Origin of the sequence: Escherichia sp. HH091_1A, assembly GCF_030295175.1 — a bacterium.
Lineage (GTDB): Bacteria > Pseudomonadota > Gammaproteobacteria > Enterobacterales > Enterobacteriaceae > Escherichia > Escherichia coli_F.
The window spans coordinates 834,368-858,453 of the sequence record NZ_AP025747.1 but is presented as its reverse complement, the minus strand read 5'-3'; the positions used below and the strand labels follow the sequence as shown (position 1 = coordinate 858,453).

At 51.4% G+C, this 24,086-nt stretch carries 21 protein-coding genes; 8 read left to right on the top strand and 13 right to left on the bottom strand.

Going from position 1 to position 24,086, the window contains the following annotated elements:
- Positions 1-152: 152 nt before the first annotated feature.
- The 6 genes from odhB to sdhC all read right to left on the bottom strand — a co-directional run bounded on the left by odhB (position 153) and on the right by sdhC (position 7,875).
- Entirely contained in the window at positions 153-1,370 is a 1,218-nt protein-coding gene (gene odhB, locus QUF14_RS03930) for a 2-oxoglutarate dehydrogenase complex dihydrolipoyllysine-residue succinyltransferase (RefSeq protein ID WP_000099835.1), read from the bottom strand.
- A 14-nt stretch (positions 1,371-1,384) separates the two neighbouring features.
- Positions 1,385-4,186, bottom strand: a complete 2,802-nt coding sequence (gene sucA / locus QUF14_RS03925) for a 2-oxoglutarate dehydrogenase E1 component (protein ID WP_001181473.1) — start codon at positions 4,184-4,186, stop codon at positions 1,385-1,387.
- A gap of 445 nt (positions 4,187-4,631) precedes the next feature.
- Positions 4,632-5,348, bottom strand: coding sequence for a succinate dehydrogenase iron-sulfur subunit SdhB (gene sdhB, locus QUF14_RS03915; protein ID WP_001235259.1), 717 nt, complete (start codon positions 5,346-5,348; stop codon positions 4,632-4,634).
- Between the two features lie 15 nt (positions 5,349-5,363).
- Entirely contained in the window at positions 5,364-7,130 is a 1,767-nt protein-coding gene (gene sdhA, locus QUF14_RS03910) for a succinate dehydrogenase flavoprotein subunit (RefSeq protein WP_000775546.1), read from the bottom strand.
- Positions 7,130-7,477, bottom strand: coding sequence for a succinate dehydrogenase membrane anchor subunit (sdhD, locus tag QUF14_RS03905; RefSeq protein ID WP_000254365.1), 348 nt, complete (start codon positions 7,475-7,477; stop codon positions 7,130-7,132). Before sdhD ends, sdhA begins: the two co-directional genes overlap by 1 nt.
- The gene (sdhC, locus tag QUF14_RS03900; RefSeq protein WP_000263355.1) at positions 7,471-7,875 is read right to left on the bottom strand and encodes a succinate dehydrogenase cytochrome b556 subunit; all 405 of its coding nucleotides are present in this window, start codon (positions 7,873-7,875) and stop codon (positions 7,471-7,473) included. The genes sdhD and sdhC overlap by 7 nt, the downstream gene beginning before the upstream one ends.
- Positions 7,876-8,255: 380 nt before the next feature.
- On the opposite strand from sdhC, the gene QUF14_RS03895 reads away from it, so the two are divergent.
- The 7 genes from QUF14_RS03895 to QUF14_RS03865 all read left to right on the top strand — a co-directional run bounded on the left by QUF14_RS03895 (position 8,256) and on the right by QUF14_RS03865 (position 16,321).
- Positions 8,256-8,363, top strand: a complete 108-nt coding sequence (locus QUF14_RS03895; RefSeq protein WP_123057340.1) for a hypothetical protein — start codon at positions 8,256-8,258, stop codon at positions 8,361-8,363.
- 205 nt (positions 8,364-8,568) lie between these two features.
- Entirely contained in the window at positions 8,569-9,852 is a 1,284-nt protein-coding gene (gene gltA / locus QUF14_RS03890; protein WP_000785834.1) for a citrate synthase, read from the top strand.
- Between the two features lie 392 nt (positions 9,853-10,244).
- A complete protein-coding gene (locus QUF14_RS03885; protein ID WP_000472411.1) occupies positions 10,245-10,811 on the top strand; it encodes a fimbrial protein in 567 nt (188 codons plus the stop codon).
- Between the two features lie 49 nt (positions 10,812-10,860).
- Entirely contained in the window at positions 10,861-13,320 is a 2,460-nt protein-coding gene (locus tag QUF14_RS03880; RefSeq protein WP_072157023.1) for a fimbria/pilus outer membrane usher protein, read from the top strand.
- A gap of 14 nt (positions 13,321-13,334) precedes the next feature.
- Positions 13,335-14,066, top strand: coding sequence for a fimbrial biogenesis chaperone (locus tag QUF14_RS03875; protein WP_000143540.1), 732 nt, complete (start codon positions 13,335-13,337; stop codon positions 14,064-14,066).
- Positions 14,063-15,124 (top strand): fimbrial protein, encoded by a 1,062-nt coding sequence (locus QUF14_RS03870; RefSeq protein ID WP_100734001.1) that lies wholly within the window; start codon positions 14,063-14,065, stop codon positions 15,122-15,124. The genes QUF14_RS03875 and QUF14_RS03870 overlap by 4 nt, the downstream gene beginning before the upstream one ends.
- 150 nt (positions 15,125-15,274) lie before the next feature.
- A complete protein-coding gene (locus tag QUF14_RS03865) occupies positions 15,275-16,321 on the top strand; it encodes an AbrB family transcriptional regulator (RefSeq protein ID WP_024212289.1) in 1,047 nt (348 codons plus the stop codon).
- Here the strand turns inward: QUF14_RS03865 and nei are convergent.
- Genes nei through ybgI form a run of 5 tightly spaced genes read right to left on the bottom strand, consistent with a single transcriptional unit; the run spans position 16,318 to position 20,217 of the window.
- Positions 16,318-17,109: an endonuclease VIII gene (gene nei, locus QUF14_RS03860; protein WP_001113991.1), complete on the bottom strand. Its 792-nt coding sequence runs from the start codon at positions 17,107-17,109 to the stop codon at positions 16,318-16,320. The genes QUF14_RS03865 and nei overlap by 4 nt on opposite strands.
- Before the next feature lie 35 nt (positions 17,110-17,144).
- Positions 17,145-17,879 carry a 5-oxoprolinase subunit PxpA gene (gene pxpA / locus QUF14_RS03855; protein WP_000687170.1) on the bottom strand — a complete coding sequence of 245 codons (735 nt, stop codon included), beginning with the start codon at positions 17,877-17,879 and terminating at the stop codon, positions 17,145-17,147.
- The gene (gene pxpC, locus QUF14_RS03850) at positions 17,869-18,801 is read right to left on the bottom strand and encodes a 5-oxoprolinase subunit PxpC (RefSeq protein ID WP_000912727.1); all 933 of its coding nucleotides are present in this window, start codon (positions 18,799-18,801) and stop codon (positions 17,869-17,871) included. The genes pxpA and pxpC overlap by 11 nt, the downstream gene beginning before the upstream one ends.
- Positions 18,795-19,451, bottom strand: coding sequence for a 5-oxoprolinase subunit PxpB (gene pxpB, locus QUF14_RS03845; protein ID WP_001188343.1), 657 nt, complete (start codon positions 19,449-19,451; stop codon positions 18,795-18,797). The genes pxpC and pxpB overlap by 7 nt, the downstream gene beginning before the upstream one ends.
- Positions 19,452-19,473: 22 nt before the next feature.
- The gene (gene ybgI, locus QUF14_RS03840; protein WP_000798864.1) at positions 19,474-20,217 is read right to left on the bottom strand and encodes a radiation resistance protein YbgI; all 744 of its coding nucleotides are present in this window, start codon (positions 20,215-20,217) and stop codon (positions 19,474-19,476) included.
- Positions 20,218-20,487: 270 nt separating this feature from the next.
- On the opposite strand from ybgI, the gene dtpD reads away from it, so the two are divergent.
- Entirely contained in the window at positions 20,488-21,969 is a 1,482-nt protein-coding gene (dtpD, locus tag QUF14_RS03835) for a dipeptide permease DtpD (protein ID WP_001032670.1), read from the top strand.
- Between the two features lie 105 nt (positions 21,970-22,074).
- Here dtpD and phrB read toward each other — a convergent pair whose 3' ends face one another.
- Both phrB and QUF14_RS03825 read right to left on the bottom strand, forming a co-directional pair.
- Complete coding sequence (gene phrB, locus QUF14_RS03830; protein ID WP_000207153.1) at positions 22,075-23,493, bottom strand: deoxyribodipyrimidine photo-lyase; 1,419 nt, start codon at positions 23,491-23,493, stop codon at positions 22,075-22,077.
- Entirely contained in the window at positions 23,490-23,999 is a 510-nt protein-coding gene (locus tag QUF14_RS03825; protein WP_100734000.1) for a YbgA family protein, read from the bottom strand. Before QUF14_RS03825 ends, phrB begins: the two co-directional genes overlap by 4 nt.
- Positions 24,000-24,086 lie beyond the last annotated feature (87 nt).

The window sequence follows — 24,086 nt, the reverse complement described above, 5'->3', positions numbered from 1 at the left end:
CGCGTGTCGGATGCGGCGCGAGCGCCTTATCCGACCTACATCGGTGCTTCCCGTAGGCCTGATAAGACGCGTTAAGCGTCGCATCAGGCTTCAATTGCCGGAGAAAGCGATAATGCCTCATCCGGTCTACAGTGCAGGTGAAACTTAAACTACTACACGTCCAGCAGCAGACGCGTCGGATCTTCCAGCAACTCTTTGATCGTTACCAGGAAGCCCACGGACTCGCGACCATCGATCAGACGGTGATCGTAGGACAGCGCCAGGTACATCATCGGCAGGATCTCAACCTGACCATTCACTGCCATCGGACGATCTTTGATAGCGTGCATACCCAGAATTGCGCTCTGCGGCGGGTTGATGATAGGCGTAGACATCAGGGAACCGAACACACCACCGTTGGTGATGGTAAAGTTACCACCGGTCAGATCTTCAACCGTCAGCTTGCCGTCACGGCCTTTAACTGCCAGCTCTTTAATTTTCTTCTCGATGTCTGCCATGCCGAGGGTATCGACATCACGCAGAACCGGCGTCACCAGGCCGCGCGGCGTAGATACCGCCATGCTGACGTCGAAATAGTTGTGGTAAACCACATCATCGCCGTCGATAGAAGCATTCACTTCCGGATAACGTTTCAGGGCTTCAACCACTGCTTTAACGTAGAAGGACATAAAGCCCAGACGGATGCCGTGACGTTTTTCAAACGCTTCACCATACTGCTTACGCAGATCCATAATCGGCTTCATGTTGACTTCGTTGAACGTGGTCAGCATGGCAGTAGAGTTTTTCGCTTCCAGCAGACGCTCTGCCACACGCTTACGCAGGCGAGTCATCGGAACACGTTTTTCGCTACGTGCAGCCAGAGCCGGTTGCGCCGCCGTAGTAGCTGCTGCTGGTGCAGACTCTTTCGCCGGGGCTTTCGCCAGATGTTTTTCCACATCTTCACGGGTCAGACGACCACCTACACCGGTGCCTTTAATGGCGCTGGCATCAAGATTGTGTTCAGCCAAAAGGCGACGGATCGCCGGGCTTAAGGCATCGTTGTTTTGCTCTTCCAGAGACGCCTGTTGGCGTTGTGCCGGAGTTGACGCTTTCTCTTCAGATTTGGCGCTGGTTTCTTTACCGGCGCTGTTGCCTTCACGCAGGCGACCAAGGATCTGACGAGACGTTACGGTTGTACCTTCATCTTCCAGAACCGCATCCAGAATGCCGTCTGCTGATGCCGGTACTTCCAGTACCACTTTGTCAGTTTCGATTTCTACCAGCACTTCATCACGTACGACTGCGTCGCCGGGTTTTTTATGCCAGGTTGCGACGGTGGCATCGGCTACGGATTCAGGCAGGTCAGGGACCAGAATATCTACGCTACTCATTGTGTATCCTTTATTTATTCGACGTTCAGCGCGTCATTAACCAGATCTTGTTGCTGTTTCTGGTGAACGGACATATACCCTACCGCCGGAGAGGCGGAGGCCGGGCGGCCTGCATAACGCAGAGAAGCCCCAAACGGAATCACTTCACGGAAATGATGCTGGCTACAGTACCATGCGCCCTGGTTGAGCGGCTCTTCCTGGCACCAGACAAAATCCTTGACGTGAGCAAACTGCTGCAACACTTCCTGCATCGCTTTATGCGGGAACGGGTAGAGTTGCTCGATACGCACGATGGCGACATCGTGTTGATTGTTCTTACGACGTTGTTCCAGCAGGTCGTAATAAACCTTACCAGAACACATCACTACGCGCTTCACGCCCTTCGGATCAAGCTCGTCGATTTCACCAATGGCAGGCAGGAAGGTGCCGTTCGCCAGTTCTTCGAGGCTGGAAACCGCCAGCGGATGACGCAGCAGGGATTTCGGCGACATCACCACCAGCGGACGACGCATCCCGCGCAGCGCCTGACGACGCAGCATATGGTAAACCTGTGCCGGGGTAGACGGTACGCACACCTGCATGTTTTGTTCAGCACAAAGTTGCAGATAACGTTCCAGACGCGCGGAGGAGTGCTCCGGCCCTTGCCCTTCATACCCGTGCGGCAGCAGCATTACCAGACCACACATCCGGCCCCATTTCTGTTCGCCAGAGGAGATGAACTGGTCGATAACCACCTGCGCACCGTTAGCGAAGTCACCAAACTGCGCTTCCCAGATGGTCAGCGTGCGCGGCTCTGCGGTGGCATAACCGTATTCAAACGCCAGCACTGCTTCTTCAGACAGTACGGAGTCCCAGACGCGGAACGCGCCCTGACCATTATGGATATGTTGCAGCGGCGTGTAAGTGGAACCGTTGGACTGATTGTGGATCACCGCATGACGATGGAAGAAGGTACCGCGACCGGAGTCTTCACCCGACAGGCGGACCGGAATGCCTTCATCAACCAGCGTGGCGTAAGCGAGGTTTTCCGCGCCGCCCCAGTCGAACAGTTTCTCACCGGCAGCCATTGCCTGGCGATCGCCATAAATCTTGGCAACGCGAGACTGCATTTCAACCGCTTCCGGCACCGTACTGATACGTTTAGCCAGTTCCTGCAGGCGCTTCATCTCAACTTTGTTCGGGTACTCTTCGTCCCATTCGTGGTTGAGGTACGGCGACCAGGTGAAAGAGTGCATGTTCATCGGACGCCACTCTGCTACCACGCAATCGCCAGCATCCAGCGCATCACGGTACAGGTTAACCATCTCGGTGGCATCTTCCAGCGTCGCGACTTTTTCCTGCTCCAGCTTGTCAGCGTAGATTTTGCGCGGCGTCGGATGTTTTTTGATTTTCTGATACATCAGCGGCTGAGTTGCACTCGGCTCGTCGGCTTCGTTGTGGCCGTGACGGCGGTAGCACACCAGGTCGATGAAGACATCACGTTTAAAGGTGTTACGGAAATCGAGCGCCAGACGGGTCACAAAGGCAACGGCTTCCGGATCATCCGCATTAACGTGGAAAATCGGTGCCTGTACCATCTTGCCGATATCAGTACAGTACGGCGTAGAACGGGCATCCAGCGGGTTAGAGGTAGTGAAACCGACCTGGTTGTTGATAACGATACGTACCGTACCGCCAACTTCATAACCACGCGCTTTCGACATGTTCAGGGTTTCCTGAACCACGCCCTGCCCGGTCACTGCGGCGTCACCGTGGATGGTGATTGGCAGCACTTTGTTGCTGCTCGGCTCATCGAGTCTGTCCAGACGGGCGCGAACAGAACCGATAACTACCGGGCTTACAATCTCAAGGTGAGACGGGTTAAACGCCAGCGCCAGGTGAACCAGGCCGCCGTCGGTCTGGAAGTCAGACGAGAAGCCCATGTGGTATTTCACGTCGCCCGTGCCGAGGTGTTCTTTATGTTTACCGGCAAACTCGTCGAACAAGTCTTGCGGTTTTTTACCCAGCACGTTAACCAGCACGTTCAGACGACCACGGTGCGCCATCCCGAGAACCACTTCACGGGTGCCGCTATTGCCAGCATGGCGGATCATCTCTTTAAGCATCGGGATTAACGCGTCACCGCCTTCCAGCGAGAAGCGTTTTGCGCCAGGGAATTTTGCGCCGAGGTAACGTTCAAGGCCTTCAGCGGCGGTCAGTTCGCTTAAGAAGCGTTTTTTCTCTTCGCTATTGAAAGTCGCGCGACCAGACTCGATACGCTGTTGGATCCAGCGTTTTTCTTCGGTGCTGGTAATGTGCATGTACTCGGCACCAATCGGGCCGCAGTAGGTTTGCTTGAGGGCTTCCAGCAGCTCGCCGAGTTTCATGGTTTCTTTGCCGCTGGCAAATGAACCGACGTTGAAGGTCTCCTGGAAGTCTGCTTCGGTCAGATCGTGGAAAGACGGATCCAGATCGGCCACTTTATCTTGCTGCCACAGTCCCAGCGGATCGAGATTCGCATGCTGGTGACCGCGGAAGCGGTATGCGTTAATGAGCTGCAGGACTTTAACCTGCTTCACATTGGTGTCAGGGTCGGAGATCGTTGAAGAGTAACGTGAAGCGTCTTTCGCCAGGCGGCGGAAATATTCACGCGTTTGAGAGTGGAATTGATCCGGTTTGACTCCCGTACCAGGTAACTGCTGGAACGTCGAACGCCAGTTAGCGTCAACCGAGTCAGGATCGGTTAAGAAGTCTTCATAGAGCTGTTCTATCCAGCTCTGGTTTGCGCCAGAGAGGTAAGAAGAGTCCAACCAGGCTTTCAAAGCGCTGTTCTGCATCGTGATCCCTTAAGCATCTTTTTTATGCTTACTTCGCCGTGGATACTACCACGCACAGTGATGTGCGTGCCGGGGTTCACTTGCGAGCTCTTGTCTACGTAGTGGCTCGCGAAGGAACCTTTAAAAACTGTCTTAGTGTCAGGGGCAGTTTTTAAAGATTTCCTGCATTTCTTTTGTAGGCCGGATAACGCATTCACGCCGCATCCGGCACTGGTTGCCTGATGCGACGCTTGTGCGTCTTATCAGGCCTACGATTCCTGCATTTCTTTTGTAGGCCGGATAACGCATTCACGCCGCATCCGGCACTGTTTGCCTGATGCGACGCTTGCGCGTCTTATCAGGCCTACGATTTCTGCATTTCTTTTGTAGGCCGGATAAGGCGTTCACGCCGCATCCGGCCCTGGTTGCCTGATGCGACGCTTGCGCGTCTTATCAGGCCTTGAATTTATGCATTACGTTGCAACAACATCGACTTGATATGGCCGATGGCGCGCGTCGGGTTCAGCCCCTTCGGACATACACTGACGCAGTTCATGATGCTGTGACAGCGGAATACGCTGAATGCATCGCTCAAACCGTCGAGGCGGCTGTCAGTCTCGGTATCACGGCTATCGATCAGGAAACGATATGCCGCTAACAAGCCTGCCGGGCCGATAAACTTATCGGGATTCCACCAGAAAGACGGACAAGAGGTTGAACAACATGCGCAGAGAATACATTCATACAGCCCGTCGATTTTTTCGCGCTGCTCTGGCATCTGTAAATGCTCACGAGCTGGCGGATTTTGTCCATTATTCAACAGGTAAGGCTTAATTTTCTCATATTGCGCATAGAATTGTCCCATGTCTACCACCAAATCGCGGATCACCGGTAAACCTGGCAGCGGGCGAATAACAATCTTCTTGCCCGGCTGGTTGAGTGCCGAAATCGGGGTAATACAGGCCAGACCATTCTTACCGTTCATGTTCAGACCGTCGGAACCGCACACACCTTCACGGCAGGAACGACGGAACGACAGGCTGGGATCTTTCTCTTTCAACTGGATAAGCGCATCCAGCAGCATCATGTCGCGACCTTCTTCCGCTTCCAGGGTGTAATCCTGCATACGCGGAGCATCATCAACATCCGGGTTATAGCGATAAATTGAAAACTCGAGTCTCATTTTCCTGTCTCCGCATTAGTAAGTACGAATCTTCGGCGGGAATGCCGGGCGCAGTTTCGGTTCCATGTTGACGCTTCGGCGCGTCATGGATTCCGACTCTGGCAGATACAGGGAGTGGCACAGCCAGTTTTCATCATCACGATCCGGGAAGTCGAAGCGGCTATGCGCGCCACGGCTTTCGGTACGGAAGTTGGCAGAAACAGCCGTTGCATACGCCGTTTCCATCAGGTTATCCAGTTCCAGGCATTCAACGCGCTGGGTGTTGAACTCGCTGGAAGTGTCATCCAGACGGGCATTTTTCAAACGCTCACGGATCACTTTCAACTGCTCAAGCCCTTTTGCCATCGCATCACCTTCACGGAAGACCGAGAAGTTATGCTGCATACATTCTTGCAGTGCTTTACGGATCGCCATCGGATCTTCACCGTTACGGTTGTTGTTCCAGCGATTCAGACGCTCCAGAGACGCTTCTACATCAGACTCGCTGGCATCGCGCAGTGCGCCCTGCTCGGCAATAGACTCTTGCAGATGCAGACCCGCTGCGCGACCAAAGACCACCAGGTCCAGCAGCGAGTTACCGCCCAGACGGTTAGCGCCGTGTACCGATACACAAGCAATTTCACCTACCGCGAACAGCCCCGGAACAACCACATCTTCGCCTTTCTCGTTCACCGTCAGCGCCTGACCGGTCACTTTGGTCGGAATACCGCCCATCATGTAGTGACAGGTTGGGATAACCGGAATCGGCTCTTTCACCGGATCGACGTGTGCGAAGGTACGGGAGAGTTCAAGGATACCCGGCAGACGGGATTCGAGAACTTCTTTACCCAGGTGGTCGAGTTTCAGTTTTGCATGTGGCCCCCACGGACCATCACAGCCGCGACCTTCACGGATTTCGATCATGATGGAACGCGCCACCACGTCACGGCCCGCCAGGTCTTTGGCGTTCGGCGCATAACGCTCCATAAAGCGTTCGCCATGTTTGTTCAGCAGATAACCGCCTTCACCACGGCAACCTTCGGTGACCAGTACGCCCGCACCTGCTATACCGGTCGGGTGGAACTGCCACATTTCCATATCCTGCACAGGTACACCTGCACGGATAGCCATACCGACGCCGTCGCCGGTGTTAATGTGGGCGTTGGTGGTGGACTGATAAATACGCCCTGCCCCGCCGGTTGCCAGCACAGTCGCACGGGCTTTGAAGTAAACCACTTCACCGGTTTCGATGCACAGTGCGGTACAACCAACTACCGCGCCATCCTGGTTCTTCACCAGATCCAGCGCATACCACTCGGAGAAAATGGTGGTGTGGTTTTTCAGGTTTTGCTGATAAAGCGTGTGCAACAGTGCGTGACCGGTACGGTCAGCTGCCGCCGCAGTACGTGCCGCTTGCTCGCCACCGAAGTTTTTCGACTGGCCGCCAAACGGACGTTGATAGATACGACCATCATCAAGACGCGAGAACGGTAGCCCCATGTGTTCCAGTTCCAGAATCGCTTCCGGCCCGGTTTTACACATATATTCAATCGCGTCCTGGTCACCGATATAGTCCGACCCTTTTACGGTGTCGTACATATGCCATTCCCAGTTATCTTCATGGGTATTACCCAGCGCAACGGTAATGCCGCCTTGCGCAGAAACGGTATGGGAACGGGTCGGGAAGACTTTGGAGAGCAGCGCACAGGTTTGGCCGCTCTGGGAAATTTGCAGCGCCGCGCGCATACCTGCGCCACCGGCACCAATCACAACTGCATCAAATTCTCTGACTGGCAATTTCATCACACACCCCACACCACAACGAATCCATAAATCACGTAAACCACCAGTGCAACGACAATCACCAGTTGCAGCATCAGGCGCAAGGCCAGTGGTTTAACGTAGTCGGTCAACACCTGCCACATGCCGATCCAGGCATGGATCAAGATAGAAAACAGCGCCAGCAGGGTGAACACTTTGGTGAACGCAGAGGCGAAGAAACCAATCCAGACTTCATATGTCAGCTCGCCACTGGTAGCGAAAAAACCGACCATATAAATGATGTAAAGCGTCAGGACGATAGCGGTAGCGCGAACGAGGATGAAATCATGTACGCCATTGCGTCCTAATGCGGAGGCGTTGCTTACCATACGAGGACTCCTGCGAGAAGTGAAAGCACGACAGTAATAACAAAGGAGATTTTGGCGGAGCGTTTACCCGCTTCGAATGTTTCTTCCAGATAGCCAAAATCCATCATCATGTGGCGAATACCTACGACGACGTGATACGCCAGAGCGGTAAGGATGCCCCACATGATAAATTTGACGAAGAAGCTGCCCATAATCGCGGAAGCTTGCTCGAAACCTTCAGGGGAAGAGAGGCTGGTACCCAGAAGCCACAGCAGGATGCCCACTGCAACAAAGGTGATCACACCGGAAACGCGATGGAGAATGGACGCTATCGCCGTGACGGGGAACCGGATGGTCTGTAGGTCCAGATTAACAGGTCTTTGTTTTTTCACATTTCTTATCATGAATAACGCCCACATGCTGTTCTTATTATTCCCTGGGGACTACGGGCACAGAGGTTAACTTTCTGTTACCTGGAGACGTCGGGATTTCCTTCCTCCGGTCTGCTTGCGGGTCAGACAGCGTCCTTTCTATAACTGCGCGTCATGCAAAACACTGCTTCCAGATGCGAAAACGACACGTTACAACGCTGGGTGGCTCGGGATTGCAGGGTGTTCCGGAGACCTGGCGGCAGTATAGGCCGTTCACAAAATCATTACAATTAACCTACATATAGTTTGTCGGGTTTTATCCCGAACAGTGATCTGGGTCACGATAACAACATTTATTTAATTTTTAATCATCTAATTTGACAATCATTCAACAAAGTTGTTACAAACATCACTAGGAAAAGCATATAATGCGTAAAAGTTATGAAGTCAGTATTTCACCTAAGATTAACTTATGTAACAGTGTGGAAGTATTGACCAATTCATTCGGGACAGTTATTAGTGGTAGACAAGTTTAATAATTCGGATTGCTAAGTACTTGATTCGCCATTTATTCGTCATCAATGGATCCTTTACCTGCAAGCGCCCAGAGCTCTGTACCCAGGTTTTCCCCTCTTCCGCAGAGCGGCGAGCCAAATAACAAACGGGTAAAGCCAGGTTGATGTGCGAAGGCAAATTTAAGTTCCGGCAGTCTTACGCAATAAGGCGCTAAGGAGACCTTAAATGGCTGATACAAAAGCAAAACTCACCCTCAACGGGGACACAGCTGTTGAACTGGATGTGCTGAAAGGCACGCTGGGTCAAGATGTTATTGATATCCGTACTCTCGGTTCAAAAGGTGTGTTCACCTTTGACCCAGGCTTCACTTCAACCGCATCCTGCGAATCTAAAATTACTTTTATTGATGGTGATGAAGGTATTTTGCTGCACCGCGGTTTCCCGATCGATCAGCTGGCGACCGATTCTAACTACCTGGAAGTTTGTTACATCCTGCTGAATGGTGAAAAACCAACTCAGGAACAGTATGACGAATTTAAAACGACGGTGACCCGTCATACCATGATCCACGAGCAGATTACCCGTCTGTTCCATGCTTTCCGTCGCGACTCGCATCCAATGGCAGTTATGTGTGGTATTACCGGCGCGCTGGCGGCGTTCTATCACGACTCGCTGGATGTTAACAATCCTCGTCATCGTGAAATTGCCGCGTTCCGCCTGCTGTCAAAAATGCCGACCATGGCCGCGATGTGTTACAAGTATTCCATTGGTCAGCCATTCGTTTACCCGCGCAACGATCTCTCCTATGCCGGTAACTTCCTGAATATGATGTTCTCCACGCCGTGCGAACCGTATGAAGTTAATCCGATTCTGGAACGTGCTATGGACCGTATTCTGATCCTGCACGCTGACCATGAACAGAACGCCTCTACCTCCACCGTGCGTACCGCTGGCTCTTCGGGGGCGAACCCGTTTGCCTGTATCGCAGCAGGTATTGCTTCGTTGTGGGGACCAGCGCACGGTGGTGCTAACGAAGCGGCTCTGAAAATGCTGGAAGAAATCAGCTCCGTTAAACACATTCCGGAATTTGTTCGTCGTGCGAAAGACAAGAATGACTCTTTCCGCCTGATGGGCTTCGGTCACCGCGTGTACAAAAACTACGACCCGCGCGCCACCGTCATGCGTGAAACCTGCCACGAAGTCCTGAAAGAGCTGGGCACGAAGGATGACCTGCTGGAAGTAGCTATGGAGCTGGAAAATATCGCGCTGAACGACCCGTACTTTATTGAGAAAAAACTGTACCCTAACGTCGATTTCTACTCTGGTATCATCCTGAAAGCGATGGGTATTCCGTCTTCCATGTTCACCGTCATATTCGCTATGGCACGTACAGTTGGCTGGATCGCCCACTGGAGCGAAATGCACAGTGATGGCATGAAGATTGCCCGTCCACGTCAGCTGTATACCGGCTATGAAAAACGCGATTTTAAAAGCGACATCAAACGTTAACTGCTGATTCCTAAGCTGTAAATTCTGTTAACCCGCCTTTAAAAGGCGGGTTAATTTTTATCTACCTGAACACAAAAAAATGTAAAAATAAAATTAATTAACCGGCTGACATTAATATTGAAAAATAATAGAATTGTTCACTTTATCGGCAAAATAATAAATTTTAATTAAGGTATCTGCTTTTAGTTACATTTATAACCTCATGAAAATGAGGTATATCTCTCTCATTCCCCCCGATAACATTCATTAAATTATTAATTCATTACATCAAGTAGTTAACCTTGCATTTAATATAATTAATAATATTTTTAAGTAAAACTAAAAACATTCGACAATCAAATAAGATATTCTGATATCGCTATACTTTTTCTATTTCTGTAAAGGACTCAGTTATGTTTAAAGGACAAAAAACATTGGCCGCATTGGCCGTATCTCTGTTATTCACTGCACCGGTTTATGCAGCTGATGAAGGTTCTGGTGAAATTCACTTTAAAGGTGAGGTTATAGAAGCACCATGTGAAATACATCATGATGATATTGATAAAGAAATTGAGCTAGGTCAGGTGACCACCAGCCACATTAATCAGTCTCATCACAGCGATGCGGTTGCTGTCGACCTGCGTTTAATCAACTGCGACCTGGAAAACTCTAATAACGGTTCCGGTGGCAAGATTTCTAAAGTCGCGGTCACCTTCGATAGCTCAGCGAAAACCACTGGCGCAGATCCGATACTCAACAATACCAGCACTGGCGAAGCCACCGGTGTCGGCGTGCGTTTAATGAATAAGGATCAAAGCAATATCATTTTAGGCACTGCTTCTCCGGATATCGACCTCGCACCAACGTCCAGTGAACAAACACTGAACTTCTTTGCCTGGATGGAACAAATTGATCAAGCGACACCAGTAACGGCAGGGGCTGTTACAGCGAATGCAACCTACGTACTGGATTATAAATAAGCGTTATTGGGCGGCATCACTGCCGCCTTTCTTAAAATATTTATCTGGTATGGACACCGTGAATATTTATCGACTCTCTTTTGTATCCTGCCTGGTCATGGCGATGCCTTCCGCCATGGCGGTTGAATTCAACCTGAATGTCCTCGACAAATCGATGCGTGAGCGCATTGATATTTCATTATTAAAGGAAAAAGGTGTCATTGCTCCCGGTGAATATTTTGTCAGCATTGCGGTAAATAATAACCAAATCAGTAATGGGCAAAAAATTAACTGGCAAAAAAAGGGGGACAATACCATTCCGTGCATCAATGATTTATTGGTCGATAAATTTGGCTTAAAACCTGAAGTCCGTCAGTCGTTACCCCTGATTAATCAGTGCGTCGATTTTAGCACCCGACCAGAAATGCTCTTCAATTTTGATCAGGCCAGTCAGCAACTGAATATCACCATCCCACAGGCCTGGCTGGCGTGGCACTCAGATAACTGGACTCCACCCTCCACATGGAAAGAAGGTGTCCCCGGTGTCCTGATGGATTACAACTTGTTTGCCAGCAGCTACCGCCCACAGGATGGCAGCAGCAGCACTAATCTTAACGCCTACGGAACAGCCGGAATTAACGCGGGGGCATGGCGCTTACGCAGTGACTATCAGTTGAATCAAAATGATGGCAATGATAACCATGAACAGTCAGGCGAAATATCACGTACCTATCTTTTTCGCCCGCTACCGCAATTAGGTTCAAAATTAACCCTCGGCGAAACGGATTTTAGTTCCAATATTTTCGACGGTTTTTCTTATACCGGCGCGGCACTGGCGAGTGACGACCGGATGTTACCGTGGGAACTGCGCGGCTACGCTCCACAAATTAGCGGTATTGCACAAACCAATGCCACGGTGACGATCAGTCAATCAGGCCGCGTCATCTACCAGAAAAAAGTCCCACCAGGTCCGTTTATCATTGATGACCTTAATCAGTCCGTCCAGGGTACGTTGGATGTCAAAGTGACGGAAGAAGATGGTCGGGTGAACAATTTCCAGGTTTCGGCAGCATCGACGCCTTTCCTTACGCGCCAGGGGCAGGTTCGCTATAAACTTGCTGCCGGTCAGCCGCGAACATCTATGTCTCATCAAACTGAAAATGAAACCTTTTTTAGCAATGAAGTTTCCTGGGGGATGCTGTCAAATACCTCGCTGTACGGCGGCCTGCTGATTTCGGGTGACGACTACCATTCTGCCGCAATGGGTATCGGGCAAAATATGCTCTGGCTTGGCGCGCTATCGTTTGATGTCACCTGGGCCAGTAGTCAGTTTGATACTCAGCAGGACGAGCGGGGCTTAAGTTACCGCTTTAATTACAGCAAACAAGTGGATGCCACTAACAGCACGATTTCGCTCGCCGCTTATCGCTTCTCAGATCGTCATTTTCACAGCTACGCCAACTATCTGGATCACAAATACAACGACAACGATGCGCAGGACGAAAAACAGACGATCAGCTTATCCGTGGGGCAACCGATTACCCCACTGAACCTCAATCTGTACGCCAACCTGCTGCATCAAACCTGGTGGAATGCAGACGCCTCCACGACCGCCAACATCACGGCGGGTTTTAATGTTGATATTGGTAACTGGAGAGATATCTCTATTTCGACGTCATTCAATACAACCCATTACGAAGATAAAGATCGCGACAACCAGATTTACCTGTCGATTTCGCTTCCCTTCGGTAACGGTGGTCGGGTCGGTTATGACATGCAAAACAGTAGCCACAGCACCACACACCGCATGTCGTGGAACGATACGCTGGATGAACGAAATAGCTGGGGGATGTCTGCTGGACTACAATCCGACCGTCCGGACAATGGAGCCCAGGTGAGCGGTAACTATCAGCACCTGAGTTCAGCGGGTGAGTGGGATCTTTCTGGTACTTATGCTGCCAATGACTACAGTTCTGTTAGCAGCAGCTGGAGTGGTTCTTTCACGGCGACGCAATATGGTGCAGCCTTCCATCGCCGCAGCTCCACCAATGAACCACGCCTGATGGTCAGCACCGATGGCGTGGCAGATATTCCGGTTCAGGGCAATCTCGACTACACCAACCATTTTGGCATTGCAGTGGTACCGCTGGTTTCCAGTTATCAACCTTCCACCGTGGCCGTGAACATGAACGACTTACCCGACGGCGTGACGGTGACAGAAAACGTCATCAAAGAAACGTGGATTGAAGGCGCAATAGGTTACAAATCACTGGCATCCCGTTCCGGTAAAGACATTAACGTCATCATTCGCAACGCCAGCGGTCAGTTCCCTCCCCTCGGTGCGGATATCCGTCAGGATGGCAGCAGCATTAGCGTGGGGATGGTTGGCGAGGAAGGACACGCCTGGTTAAGCGGAGTCGCTGAAAATCAAAAGTTTACCGTGGTCTGGGGTGATAGTCAGCGTTGCTCGATCCATCTTCCTGAACATATGGAAGACACCGCAAATCGCCTGATTTTACCTTGTCATTAATTAAGGAAATGAAAATGACATTTATGAAAGGACTTCCCCTTTTGTTGTTGGTTACCAGTCTGTGTAGCCACGCTGCACTACAACCCGACCGCACTCGCATTGTGTTTAACGCTAATGATAAAGCTACCAGTCTGCGAGTAGATAATCGTAGCGATAAACTCCCCTACCTCGCTTATTCCTGGCTCGAAAATGAAAAAGGGGAGAAAAGCGACGATCTTCTGGTCGCCCTGCCACCGATACAACGTCTGGAACCGAAAGCAACAACGCAGGTGCGGATAGTCAAGCAAGCCTCGACCGCGAAATTACCGGGCGATCGCGAAACGCTATTTTTCTACAATATGCGTGAAATTCCTCCCGCCCCGGAAAAAAACAGCGACCATGCCGTTCTGCAAGTCGCCATCCAGAGCCGTATCAAGGTGTTCTGGCGACCGTCTGCATTACGCAAGAAAGCAGGAGAAAAGGTCGAACTGCAGTTACAGGTCAGCCAGCAGGGCAATCAGCTTAGCTTAAAAAACCCTACTGGCTATTATCTGACCATCGCGTATCTTGGGCGAAATGAGCAAAGCGTTCTCCCGGGCTTCAAAACTGTGATGATTGCGCCTTTTAGTACAGTAAGTACAACCACTGGAAATTATAGTGGCAGCCAGTTTTATCTCGGTTATATGGATGATTATGGCGCATTACGCATGACAACGCTCAACTGTAACGGGCAATGCCGTTTACAGGCTGTGGAGGCGAAGAAATGAGTGCTGGCAAGGGATTGTTGCTCATCATCTGTCTGTTATTTCTACCGTTAAAATCTGCGCTTGCCCTGAACTGTTACTTTGGTTCATCCGGTGGTTCGGTAGAAAAATCGGAATCTATTCAACCATTTGCTGTGCCAGGGAATGCCAAACCCGGCGATAAGATCTGGGAGTCTGACGATATTAAAATTCCCGTCTATTGTGACAACAATACTAACGGCAACTTTGAGAGCGAGCATGTCTACGCCTGGGTAACCCCGTACCCGGGAATTCAGGATCGCTATTATCAACTCGGCGTAACTTACAATGGTGTTGATTATGATGCTAACCAGGGAAAAAGCCGCATCGACACTAACCAGTGCATCGACAGCAAAAACATTAATATTTATACCCCTGAGCAGATCATCGCGATGGGATGGCAGAACAAAATTTGCTCTGGTGATCCCAATAATATTCATATGTCGCGTACGTTTCTCGCTCGCATGCGGTTATACGTCAAGATACGAGAGATACCGCCGCATGATTATCAAAGCACGCTCAGCGATTACATTGTGGTGCAATTTGATGGCGAAGGAAGCGTTAATGAGGACCCAACCGCCCAAAACCTGAAATATCATATTACCGGTCTGGAAAACATTCGGGTATTGGATTGCAGCGTCAATTTTTCTATTACCCCAGCCAACCAGGTCATTGATTTTGGTAAATTTAATGTACTGGATATCCGGCGACACAACATGACAAAAACATTCGGTATTAAAACGACAAAATCACAAAACGATCAATGTACCGACGGATTCAAAGTCAGCTCCTCGTTTTATACCGAAGAAACGTTGGTTGAAGAAGATAAAGCATTGCTGATTGGTAATGGTCTGAAACTACGTTTACTGGATGAAAACGCTTCGCCCTATACCTTCAACAAATACAGCGAATATGCCGACTTCACCAGTGACATGCTGATCTACGAAAAAACCTATACGGCTGAACTTTCGTCTATTCCCGGCACTCCCATTGAGGCTGGCTCCTTCGATACCGTGGTGCTTTTTAAGATTAACTATAACTAATTTCCCATGATGCCCTTTGCAACCGAAAGGGCATCTCTTTCAGAAAATTGCTGATTTTCCCCTTTTCCTTGATTGCTGTTATTTTTTCCTGGCCCGGCTTTCTTTATGCTGTATCGATACACCAAAGAGAAAATAATGAGGAAGCGAAGGATGCCAGTTTTGCAGTGGGGAATGTTATGTGTGCTTTCACTTCTCCTTTCTATTGGCTTCCTCGCGGTACATCTTCCGGCGGCACTATTACTTGGGCCAATGATCGCCGGAATCATCTTTAGTATGCACGGAATTACTCTGCAACTTCCCCGATCCGCTTTTCTCGCCGCCCAAGCCATTCTTGGCTGCATGATTGCGCAAAACCTAACCGGTTCGATTCTCACCACGCTAGCGGTGAACTGGCCGATTGTGTTAGCTATTTTACTGGTGACGTTACTTTCCAGCGCCATCGTGGGTTGGTTATTGGTGCGCTATAGCTCACTGCCTGGAAATACCGGTGCCTGGGGTTCTTCTCCTGGCGGCGCGGCTGCGATGGTTGCTATGGCACAGGATTACGGCGCAGATATTCGTCTGGTGGCGTTTATGCAATACCTACGAGTGCTGTTCGTCGCGGGGGCGGCGGTACTGGTTACGCGGATGATGTTGGGTGATAACGCTGAAGCGGTTAACCAGCAGATCATCTGGTTCCCGCCAGTGAGCATTAATCTCCTGCTTACAATTTTGCTCGCGGTCGCTGCCGGTACGGCGGGATGCTTGCTACGTCTTCCTTCCGGCACGATGCTCATCCCGATGCTGGCAGGCGCGCTGCTCCAGTCTGGTGAGTACATAACCATCGAACTACCGGAATGGCTTCTGGCGATAGCGTATATGGCAATTGGCTGGCGGATTGGTCTTGGTTTCGATAAACAAATATTACTGCGAGCATTGCGTCCACTGCCACAAATCCTGCTGTCGATTTTTGCTCTGCTGGCTATTTGTGCGGGTATGGCGTGGGGGCTGACCCGGTTTATGCATATTGATTTTATGACTGCCTACCTCGCCACCAGTCCCGGCGGGCTTGATACCGTGGCGGTCATCGCCGCAGGGAGCAATGCCGATATGGCGCTTATTATGGCGATGCAAACCCTACGCCTGTTCAGTATTTTGCTGACGGGGCCAGCCATTGCGCGGTTTATTTCAACCTATGCGCCGAAGCGGTCGGCCTAGTGCTGGCAGCCTGGACACCAGTAAAACGGGCGCGAGGACAACGTGGTTTTCTCAATGATGCTGCCACAACGTTCGCACGGTTCGCCATCACGATGAAAAACCTTAAAGCGAAACAGCGCCCCATGATGTTTATTCTCATCCACCTGCCCCCGCGTAGCGTAAGAAAGTCGAGGAATCTCCAGTAACACGTGTGCGAGTGCATCCAGTTGCGCCGCATTGAGATCTTTCGCTTTATGATTGCCGGTTAACCCCACCTGCCAGAGGATCTCCACCCGCAAATAATTGCCAAGCCCAGCCAGAAACGCCTGATCGAGTAGTAATCCAGCAAACTGACGGTTACGAAAGCGCGGCGACAATAACCGTTCTTTCGCCGCCTCCGGCGTCAGTTTCGGATCCAGCACATCGGGGCCAACGCGTTGTAAAAACGGATGCGTGGTCAGTTGTTCCGGGGTCAACATCTCAATATCCGAGGCGCTATAAAGCAGAATGGTTTTGTCAGCCGTTTGCAGTTTTACCCGCAATACTCGCGTGGTCTGCGGCTCTTCGCCGGTATCAACCACGCGCCAGACGCCGTAAAGCTGATTATGGCTGTAGAGCGTTAACCCGTTGGAAAAATGAGTTAACAACGCCTTACCTCGCGTTTCCACATGGGTAACGTGTTGACCGATAAGTTGTGATTGATAAGGTTTTAACTGCGGGAAGGCAAACCAGACATCAGTTAGAGGTTTGCCTTTGATCGCCGCCTCCAGGTTATCCGCTGCACGGCGGATCTCCGGGCCTTCAGGCATGGTGATATCCTTTTTTCATTCTTTATTAAGCGGGGTTATGCTGCGACAACAATCCCCTTTTCGGCAAATGTAGAGCGTAGTCGGCGGGCGAACGCCAGTGCGTGTTCTCCATCGCCATGCAGGCAGACCGTTTGCGCCGTGACCGTTGCCCATTCGCCGTTGATACTTTTGACTCTGCCGTATTGCACCATCTCCAACGTTTGCGCCAGCGCCTGTTCTTCGTTTTCAATCAACGCGCCTGGCTGGCTTCGCGGCACCAGCGAGCCGTCAGCCTGATAACCGCGATCGGCAAACACTTCCTCGCGCGTTGTCAGGCCATATTGCTTGCCTGCACGAATCAGCTCGCTTCCCGCCAGCCCGACGAGAATCAATGCCGGATCGCAAGCGTAAACCGCTCTGGCGATGGCGTCTGCCAGTTGTGCCTCTTTCGCCGCCTGGTTGTATAACATGCCGTGCGGTTTGACATGACGCATTACGCCGCCTTGCGCACGGGCAATCGCTGCCAGCGCGCCAATTTGATACAGCGTCTGGGCATAAACGGTTTCTGGCGGCAGCTGCATAGCGCTGCGACCAAAATTTTCCCTGTCGGGAAAACTCGGATGAGCGCCAATCGCGACACCATTTTTTATTGCTTCACGCACGCAAGCCTGCATGGTTTGTGCATCGCCTGCATGAAATCCACAGGCAATATTGGCTGAGGAAACCAGCGTTAATAGCTCTGCGTCGCTGACACAGCCTTCGCCCAGATCGGCGTTCAGGTCAATTTTCATTGTGCAGCCGCCACGCTAATTGTTCGAAATAACGCTGCTGATCTTGCCGTGCTTTCAGTGCCTCTTCCAGTGAACACTGGACAAAATGAATCGGCTGACCGAGCGGAATTTGCGCCAGATGGTACATATCAGCCTCAATGATACAGGCAATACGCGGATAACCACCGGTGGTCTGTGCGTCGTTCATCAATACAATCGGCTGCCCGTTATGCGGCACCTGCACCACGCCCGGCAACAAACCGTGAGATAACAGTTCGCGATCGGTGGTGCGTTTTAAAATTTGCCCCTGTAAGCGATAACCCATACGGTTACTTTGCGGACTAAGCTGCCACGGCGAACGCCAGAATGCATCCTGCGAGGCGCGATCGAACTCATGATATTCCGGCCCCGGCAAGGCGCGAATGCGGTTGCCCCACAGCAGCTGTTTAACGCCCTGCGCTTCCATAAAATCACGCTTCGATTTACCCATCGGGAGTCGGTCACCATCCTTCAGTAAACGGCCCTCCAGCCCACCAATCCCCACTTTGAGATCGGTACTGCATGACCCCATTACCGGCGGAACATCAATACCACCCGCGACCGCCAGATAACTGCGCATCCCGTGCTGTGGGCGTTTAAGCGTTAAACGCTGGCCTGCTTTCATCGGCAATCGCCAGCCAGTCCAGACGGCATTATCATCCAGCCGCGCTTCGCAACCTGCCCCCGTCAGGGCAAACCAACCATCAGTTTCGAACTCTACCGTTAACTGACCGAGCGTTATCTCCAGCGCGGGGGCATTGGCGTCATTACCCACCAGCAGGTTAGCAATGCGTAACGCAGGCATATCCAGTGCGCCGCAGTGGCTGATACCCGACTGGCGAAAACCGTGACGACCGCCATCCTGCACAGTGGTATACATGCCCGCACGAATAATCTTCAGCATACTCCCTCCTTCTGCGGTACAAAGCGCACGCTGTCTCCCGGACGTAATAAGATGGGTTCGTCACGCGCCGGATCAAACAGGCTGAGTGAGGTATGACCAATCAACTGCCAGCCGCCCGGCGTTGCCAGCGGATAAACGCCAGTCTGCGGCCCGCCGATCCCGACAGAACCTGCCGGAACGAGCAAGCGCGGTTCAGCGCGCCGTGGCGTGTGTAGTTGTTCCGGCAAACTCCCGAGATACGGGAAGCCCGGTTGAAAACCTAAAAACCAGACCACGTATTCCACAGAGGAGTGCAATTCAACAACCTGTTTTTCGCTCAATCCACAATGCGCCGCGACCACCGCCAAATCCGGTCCGCCTGCGCCACCGTAAACCACCGGAATTTCAATAAAACGAGACTCCGGCTCCAGCGCCTCACTCTCCTCCCACCAGCGTTGCAAACGCTCTATGGCATCCAGCGCCAGCGACTCAGGATTACGTAAAATCACCGTGATATTGTTCATGCCGGGAATGGCTTCAACCACATTCGGCATATCCACCAGACGCTGCGCCAGTCGCCAAATCCGTTTCTGGCTAGCCAGCGTCACCGGCGGTTCCAGTTCCAGCACTACCGCCGTTTCACCTATCAGATAACAACGCGCTCGTTGCACTTTCGATCCCTCTGATTATTCGTTATGCAGGATTAGGAATATCAATAAAGGTCACATCAAGATCGGTATTTTCATTCAGCCACTCGCTCAATGCGCGAATACCACCGCGTTCAGTGGCATGGTGACCCGCAGCATAAAAATGCAATCCCTGCTCGCGGGCTGAATGAATGGTCTGTTCAGAAACTTCGCCAGTAATAAAAGCATCCACGCCAAAACGCGCGGCGCTATCGATAAAACTCTGCCCGCCGCCCGTGCACCAGGCGACGCGCTGAACCACCTCAGGTCCGGTATCGCCACACCATAACGGCTTACGTCCCAGACGCGCTTCAATCCAGGAGGCTAGTTCCAGTCCCGGCACAGGCATAGTCAGTTCGCCCCACGGCACTAACGGCTCAATTTCACCCAAGACCGTAATCCCAAGTAACGCCGCCAGCTGTGCGTTATTGCCCAGCTCCGGATGTGCGTCAAGCGGCAAATGCCAGCCATACAGGTTGATATCATTCGCCAACAATGTTTTTAAGCGGTTACGCTTCATACCGCGAATTACTGGCGATTCCCCTTTCCAGAAATAACCATGATGCACAATGACCGCATCCGCGCCCAGACGCACCGCTTCATCGAGCAGCGCCTGGCTGGCGGTGACACCGGTAACAATTTTTTGCACCGTCTCTTTGCCTTCTACCTGCAAACCATTCGGCGCGTAATCACTTATGGCCGCGCTGTTCAGTTTCTCGTTAATCAGTTGTTCCAGTTCGGTGTTTTTCATCTTCGCGCCTTCCGTATTCTGATAGCTATACCGTTAACATAGCGTTACCTCGCCTGTTCGTCGATAGCCAATCTTTTGACATATTAAGAAACAAACCCGACGCCAAAAGACGCAAATTGTTTATATCATCACGCTTCAGCTAATGTATATTTATGCAATCAGACAGCATATTGCACAAATAATCAGATCTGTATCAAAGTTTTAACTTTAAGGAAACACAAGCACGCCGCGCAACTATTACGTGACGTTGCAGTTAATTGTGGAATTATTATGAATAAACACGCATCACAGCCGCGCGCTATTTACTATGTCGTTGCGCTGCAAATCTGGGAATATTTTAGCTTTTACGGCATGCGTGCCCTGCTGATTCTCTATCTCACCAATCAACTAAAATACAACGATACTCACGCCTACGCGTTATTTAGCGCCTACTGTTCGCTGGTCTATGTCACTCCAATCCTCGGTGGCTTTTTGGCGGATAAAGTTCTCGGCAACCGTATGGCGGTGATGCTGGGGGCGTTATTGATGGCGATCGGACATGTGGTGCTGGGTGCCAGTGAGATCCATCCGTCATTCCTCTATCTGTCCCTGGCGATTATCGTTTGTGGTTACGGTCTGTTTAAATCCAACGTCAGTTGCCTGCTCGGCGAGCTGTATGAGCCAACCGATCCGCGTCGTGATGGCGGTTTCTCGCTGATGTATGCGGCGGGTAACGTGGGGTCTATTATCGCACCTATCGCCTGTGGCTACGCCCAGGAAGAGTACAGTTGGGCGATGGGCTTTGGCCTGGCGGCGGTTGGCATGATCGCGGGTCTGGTTATCTTCTTATGTGGCAATCGTCATTTTGCTCATACCCGTGGCGTTAACAAAGACGTACTGCGTGCGACAAACTTTCTCCTGCCTAACTGGGGATGGCTGCTGGTTCTGCTGGTGGCAACACCTGCGCTGATTACCGTACTGTTCTGGAAAGAGTGGTCGGTATACGCCTTGATTGTCGCGACTATCATTGGCCTTGGCGTTTTGGCAAAAATTTATCGCAAAGCAGAAAACCAGAAACAGCGTAAGGAGCTGGGGCTGATTGTGACGCTCACCTTCTTCAGCATGTTGTTCTGGGCCTTCGCACAACAGGGGGGTAGCTCGATTAGCCTTTATATTGATCGCTTCGTTAACCGCGATATGTTTGGTTATACCGTTCCGACCGCTATGTTCCAGTCGATTAATGCCTTCGCGGTCATGCTGTGCGGTGTGTTCCTGGCGTGGGTAGTTAAAGAGAGCGTCGCAGGTAATCGTACCGTGCGCATCTGGGGAAAATTTGCTCTTGGCCTCGGCCTGATGAGCGCCGGATTCTGCATTCTGACCTTAAGCGCCCGCTGGTCCGCTATGTATGGTCACTCTTCTCTGCCACTGATGGTGTTAGGCCTGGCGGTGATGGGATTTGCGGAACTGTTTATCGACCCGGTTGCTATGTCGCAGATTACGCGCATTGAAATCCCCGGCGTGACCGGCGTATTAACCGGTATTTATATGCTGCTTTCCGGCGCAATTGCGAACTATCTGGCGGGCGTGATTGCCGATCAGACATCGCAAGCTTCGTTTGATGCTTCCGGAGCGATCAACTACTCCATCAATGCATATATTGAAGTGTTTGATCAAATCACCTGGGGTGCACTGGCGTGTGTAGGACTGGTACTGATGATTTGGCTGTATCAGGCGCTTAAGTTCAGAAACCGCGCGCTGGCGCTGGAGTCTTAACAGGCCTGGATGTCCCTGCAATATATTGAATTTGCACTATTTGCCAGGCCGGAGAAGGCGTTCACGCAGTATCCGGCATCCGGGCAAGATTGCCTGACGCGTCTGTTATTTCCCCTTCCTCGCCGCCTCATACGCTGCTAACGTTCGTACTCTCGCTTCTTTGTGATCAACTATCGGTTGCGGATAATCCAGCGTCACACCTGATTTATCTGCCCACTTCCACGGTTCATGCACCGCTTTCCCTGGTACATCACGCAACTCTGGTAACCACTGGCGGATAAACTCACCTTCGTGGTCAAATTTCTCGCCCTGGGTTGTCGGGTTAAAAATACGGAAATACGGTGCAGCATCAGTTCCAGTAGAAGCCGCCCACTGCCAGCCACCGTTATTGGCTGCCAAATCACCATCAATCAGTTGCGACATGAAATATCGCTCGCCTTCGCGCCAGTCGATCAATAAATCTTTCACCAGAAAACTGGCTGTAATCATCCGTAGCCGGTTATGCATCCAGCCAGTGCTGTTAAGCTGACGCATGGCCGCATCAACAATCGGGTATCCCGTTTTGCCTTCCTGCCAGGCCTTTAAATGCGCGGGATTGCTTTGCCACTGTACGCGATCGGTCCAGGCAATAAAGGGGCGATGCTTACACAGTGACGGGTGATACGTCATCAAATGACGGTAGAACTCGCGCCAGATCAGCTCATTAAGCCAGACGCTACCCGGTCCGCCTTCCAGCGCCTGCGGCTGTTCCGCCAACAGGCGATGCAGACACTGGCGAGGCGATAACCCGCCCGTTGCCAGGCTGGCGGACAAACGGCTGGTGCCTTCCACTGCAGGAAAATCTCGTTGTTGCTCATACTCTCCGGCACCGTTCTGGCAAAAATAGCGTAATTGCGCAATCGCTGCTTTTTCTTCCACCGGGAAATGCGCGGTATCGAAAGGCTGACGAGGGTAATTCAGCGTAATAGATGGCGCGGGATCTATCGATCCGCTACTCCGAACTTTTGGCGCAGCGACGCACTCCGGCATCCCTTCTCGCAGCCGTTTCAACCAGGCGTTTTTAAATGGCGTAAAGACTTTGTACATCTCATGATTGCCAGTCATCACCGCCCCCGGCGGCAGGATCACGCTGTCATCAAATCCTTCACACACCACGTTACGCAGCGTTCTCTCAACCTGCACATCCCGCGCCCGCTCATTCACCTCATACTGATAGTTATAAAACAGATGGGTAACACGATTTTCCGCGCACACCTGTTCAACTATTTCGACGCTGGCGGCAAAGTCATCCACTTCATGAAACAGCAAAGGAATGCCTTTTTCCGCCAGCGCTATTCGTAGCCCATTCAGTTGAGCATTGATAAGTTCAGCCTGACGCGGCGACATGTTATGCGTCGCCCACTGGCGTGGTGTAGCGATATACAACGCCAGCACGCGTGCAGACGAATTGCGGCAGGCGGCAGCCAGCGCGAGATTATCATGCAGACGTAAATCCTGGCGAAACCAGACCAGATGGGTAGTCATAAAACTCCTGAATGGCGCAAGTTAATCACACGCGGCCAAAGTTCGAAATAACGCTGCTCTGAAAGCCAGGCGTCGGGATAAAGCGCCATATAGTGTTTGATACGCATCAGCGGCGCAAGAAGCGGTTGCTCGCCACGGCGATAACTGTCGATAAGCGCCGCCAGCTGCTGGCGATCTGTGGAATCAATATGTGGGCGAAAATACCCCTGAACGTGCATCAAAACGTTAGTATGATCGCGCCGATTGGCGGGGTGAGAAAGCAAAACAATTACGCGTTGGCGGTACTGGTTGTAATAGTCATCCAGATTTTGCCACTGGTGAATATCAGCCACAAACGGGCCAAGTTTGCGGTACTCCGGCTGAGAATGAGCCAGAAAGACGAGTTTATAGCGGCTGTGATAATCGAGAAGCGCCCCGCGCGTTAAGCCGTGTGATTTCAGTCGATGTAACTCATGAAGGGCGAAGATACGGATTAGAGTGCTGTCATCAAATCGTTGCTGATTCATTACTGCTCCTGAACGGTTTACAGGAGTAAGTGTAGACGTTGGGAAATGATATTTGTGAAGTTAATCCTGTTGTAGCAGGGCAAGATT

Bases quoted from the DNA above. Each gene is read 5' to 3' on its own strand.
- QUF14_RS03880 (WP_072157023.1), top strand. From the start codon at position 10,861: ATGGACACCGTGAATATTTATCGACTCTCTTTTGTATCCTGCCTGGTC.
- QUF14_RS03875 (WP_000143540.1), top strand. From the start codon at position 13,335: ATGACATTTATGAAAGGACTTCCCCTTTTGTTGTTGGTTACCAGTCTG.
- phrB (WP_000207153.1), bottom strand. From the start codon at position 23,493: ATGACTACCCATCTGGTCTGGTTTCGCCAGGATTTACGTCTGCATGAT.
- ybgI (WP_000798864.1), bottom strand. From the start codon at position 20,217: ATGAAAAACACCGAACTGGAACAACTGATTAACGAGAAACTGAACAGC.
- sdhB (WP_001235259.1), bottom strand. From the start codon at position 5,348: ATGAGACTCGAGTTTTCAATTTATCGCTATAACCCGGATGTTGATGAT.
- nei (WP_001113991.1), bottom strand. From the start codon at position 17,109: ATGCCTGAAGGCCCGGAGATCCGCCGTGCAGCGGATAACCTGGAGGCG.
- pxpC (WP_000912727.1), bottom strand. From the start codon at position 18,801: ATGCTGAAGATTATTCGTGCGGGCATGTATACCACTGTGCAGGATGGC.
- sdhC (WP_000263355.1), bottom strand. From the start codon at position 7,875: ATGTGGGCGTTATTCATGATAAGAAATGTGAAAAAACAAAGACCTGTT.
- odhB (WP_000099835.1), bottom strand. From the start codon at position 1,370: ATGAGTAGCGTAGATATTCTGGTCCCTGACCTGCCTGAATCCGTAGCC.
- sdhA (WP_000775546.1), bottom strand. From the start codon at position 7,130: ATGAAATTGCCAGTCAGAGAATTTGATGCAGTTGTGATTGGTGCCGGT.
- QUF14_RS03825 (WP_100734000.1), bottom strand. From the start codon at position 23,999: ATGAATCAGCAACGATTTGATGACAGCACTCTAATCCGTATCTTCGCC.
- sucA (WP_001181473.1), bottom strand. From the start codon at position 4,186: ATGCAGAACAGCGCTTTGAAAGCCTGGTTGGACTCTTCTTACCTCTCT.
- QUF14_RS03895 (WP_123057340.1), top strand. From the start codon at position 8,256: ATGCGTAAAAGTTATGAAGTCAGTATTTCACCTAAGATTAACTTATGT.
- QUF14_RS03885 (WP_000472411.1), top strand. From the start codon at position 10,245: ATGTTTAAAGGACAAAAAACATTGGCCGCATTGGCCGTATCTCTGTTA.
- gltA (WP_000785834.1), top strand. From the start codon at position 8,569: ATGGCTGATACAAAAGCAAAACTCACCCTCAACGGGGACACAGCTGTT.
- QUF14_RS03865 (WP_024212289.1), top strand. From the start codon at position 15,275: ATGCCAGTTTTGCAGTGGGGAATGTTATGTGTGCTTTCACTTCTCCTT.
- pxpA (WP_000687170.1), bottom strand. From the start codon at position 17,879: ATGAAAATTGACCTGAACGCCGATCTGGGCGAAGGCTGTGTCAGCGAC.
- QUF14_RS03870 (WP_100734001.1), top strand. From the start codon at position 14,063: ATGAGTGCTGGCAAGGGATTGTTGCTCATCATCTGTCTGTTATTTCTA.
- dtpD (WP_001032670.1), top strand. From the start codon at position 20,488: ATGAATAAACACGCATCACAGCCGCGCGCTATTTACTATGTCGTTGCG.
- sdhD (WP_000254365.1), bottom strand. From the start codon at position 7,477: ATGGTAAGCAACGCCTCCGCATTAGGACGCAATGGCGTACATGATTTC.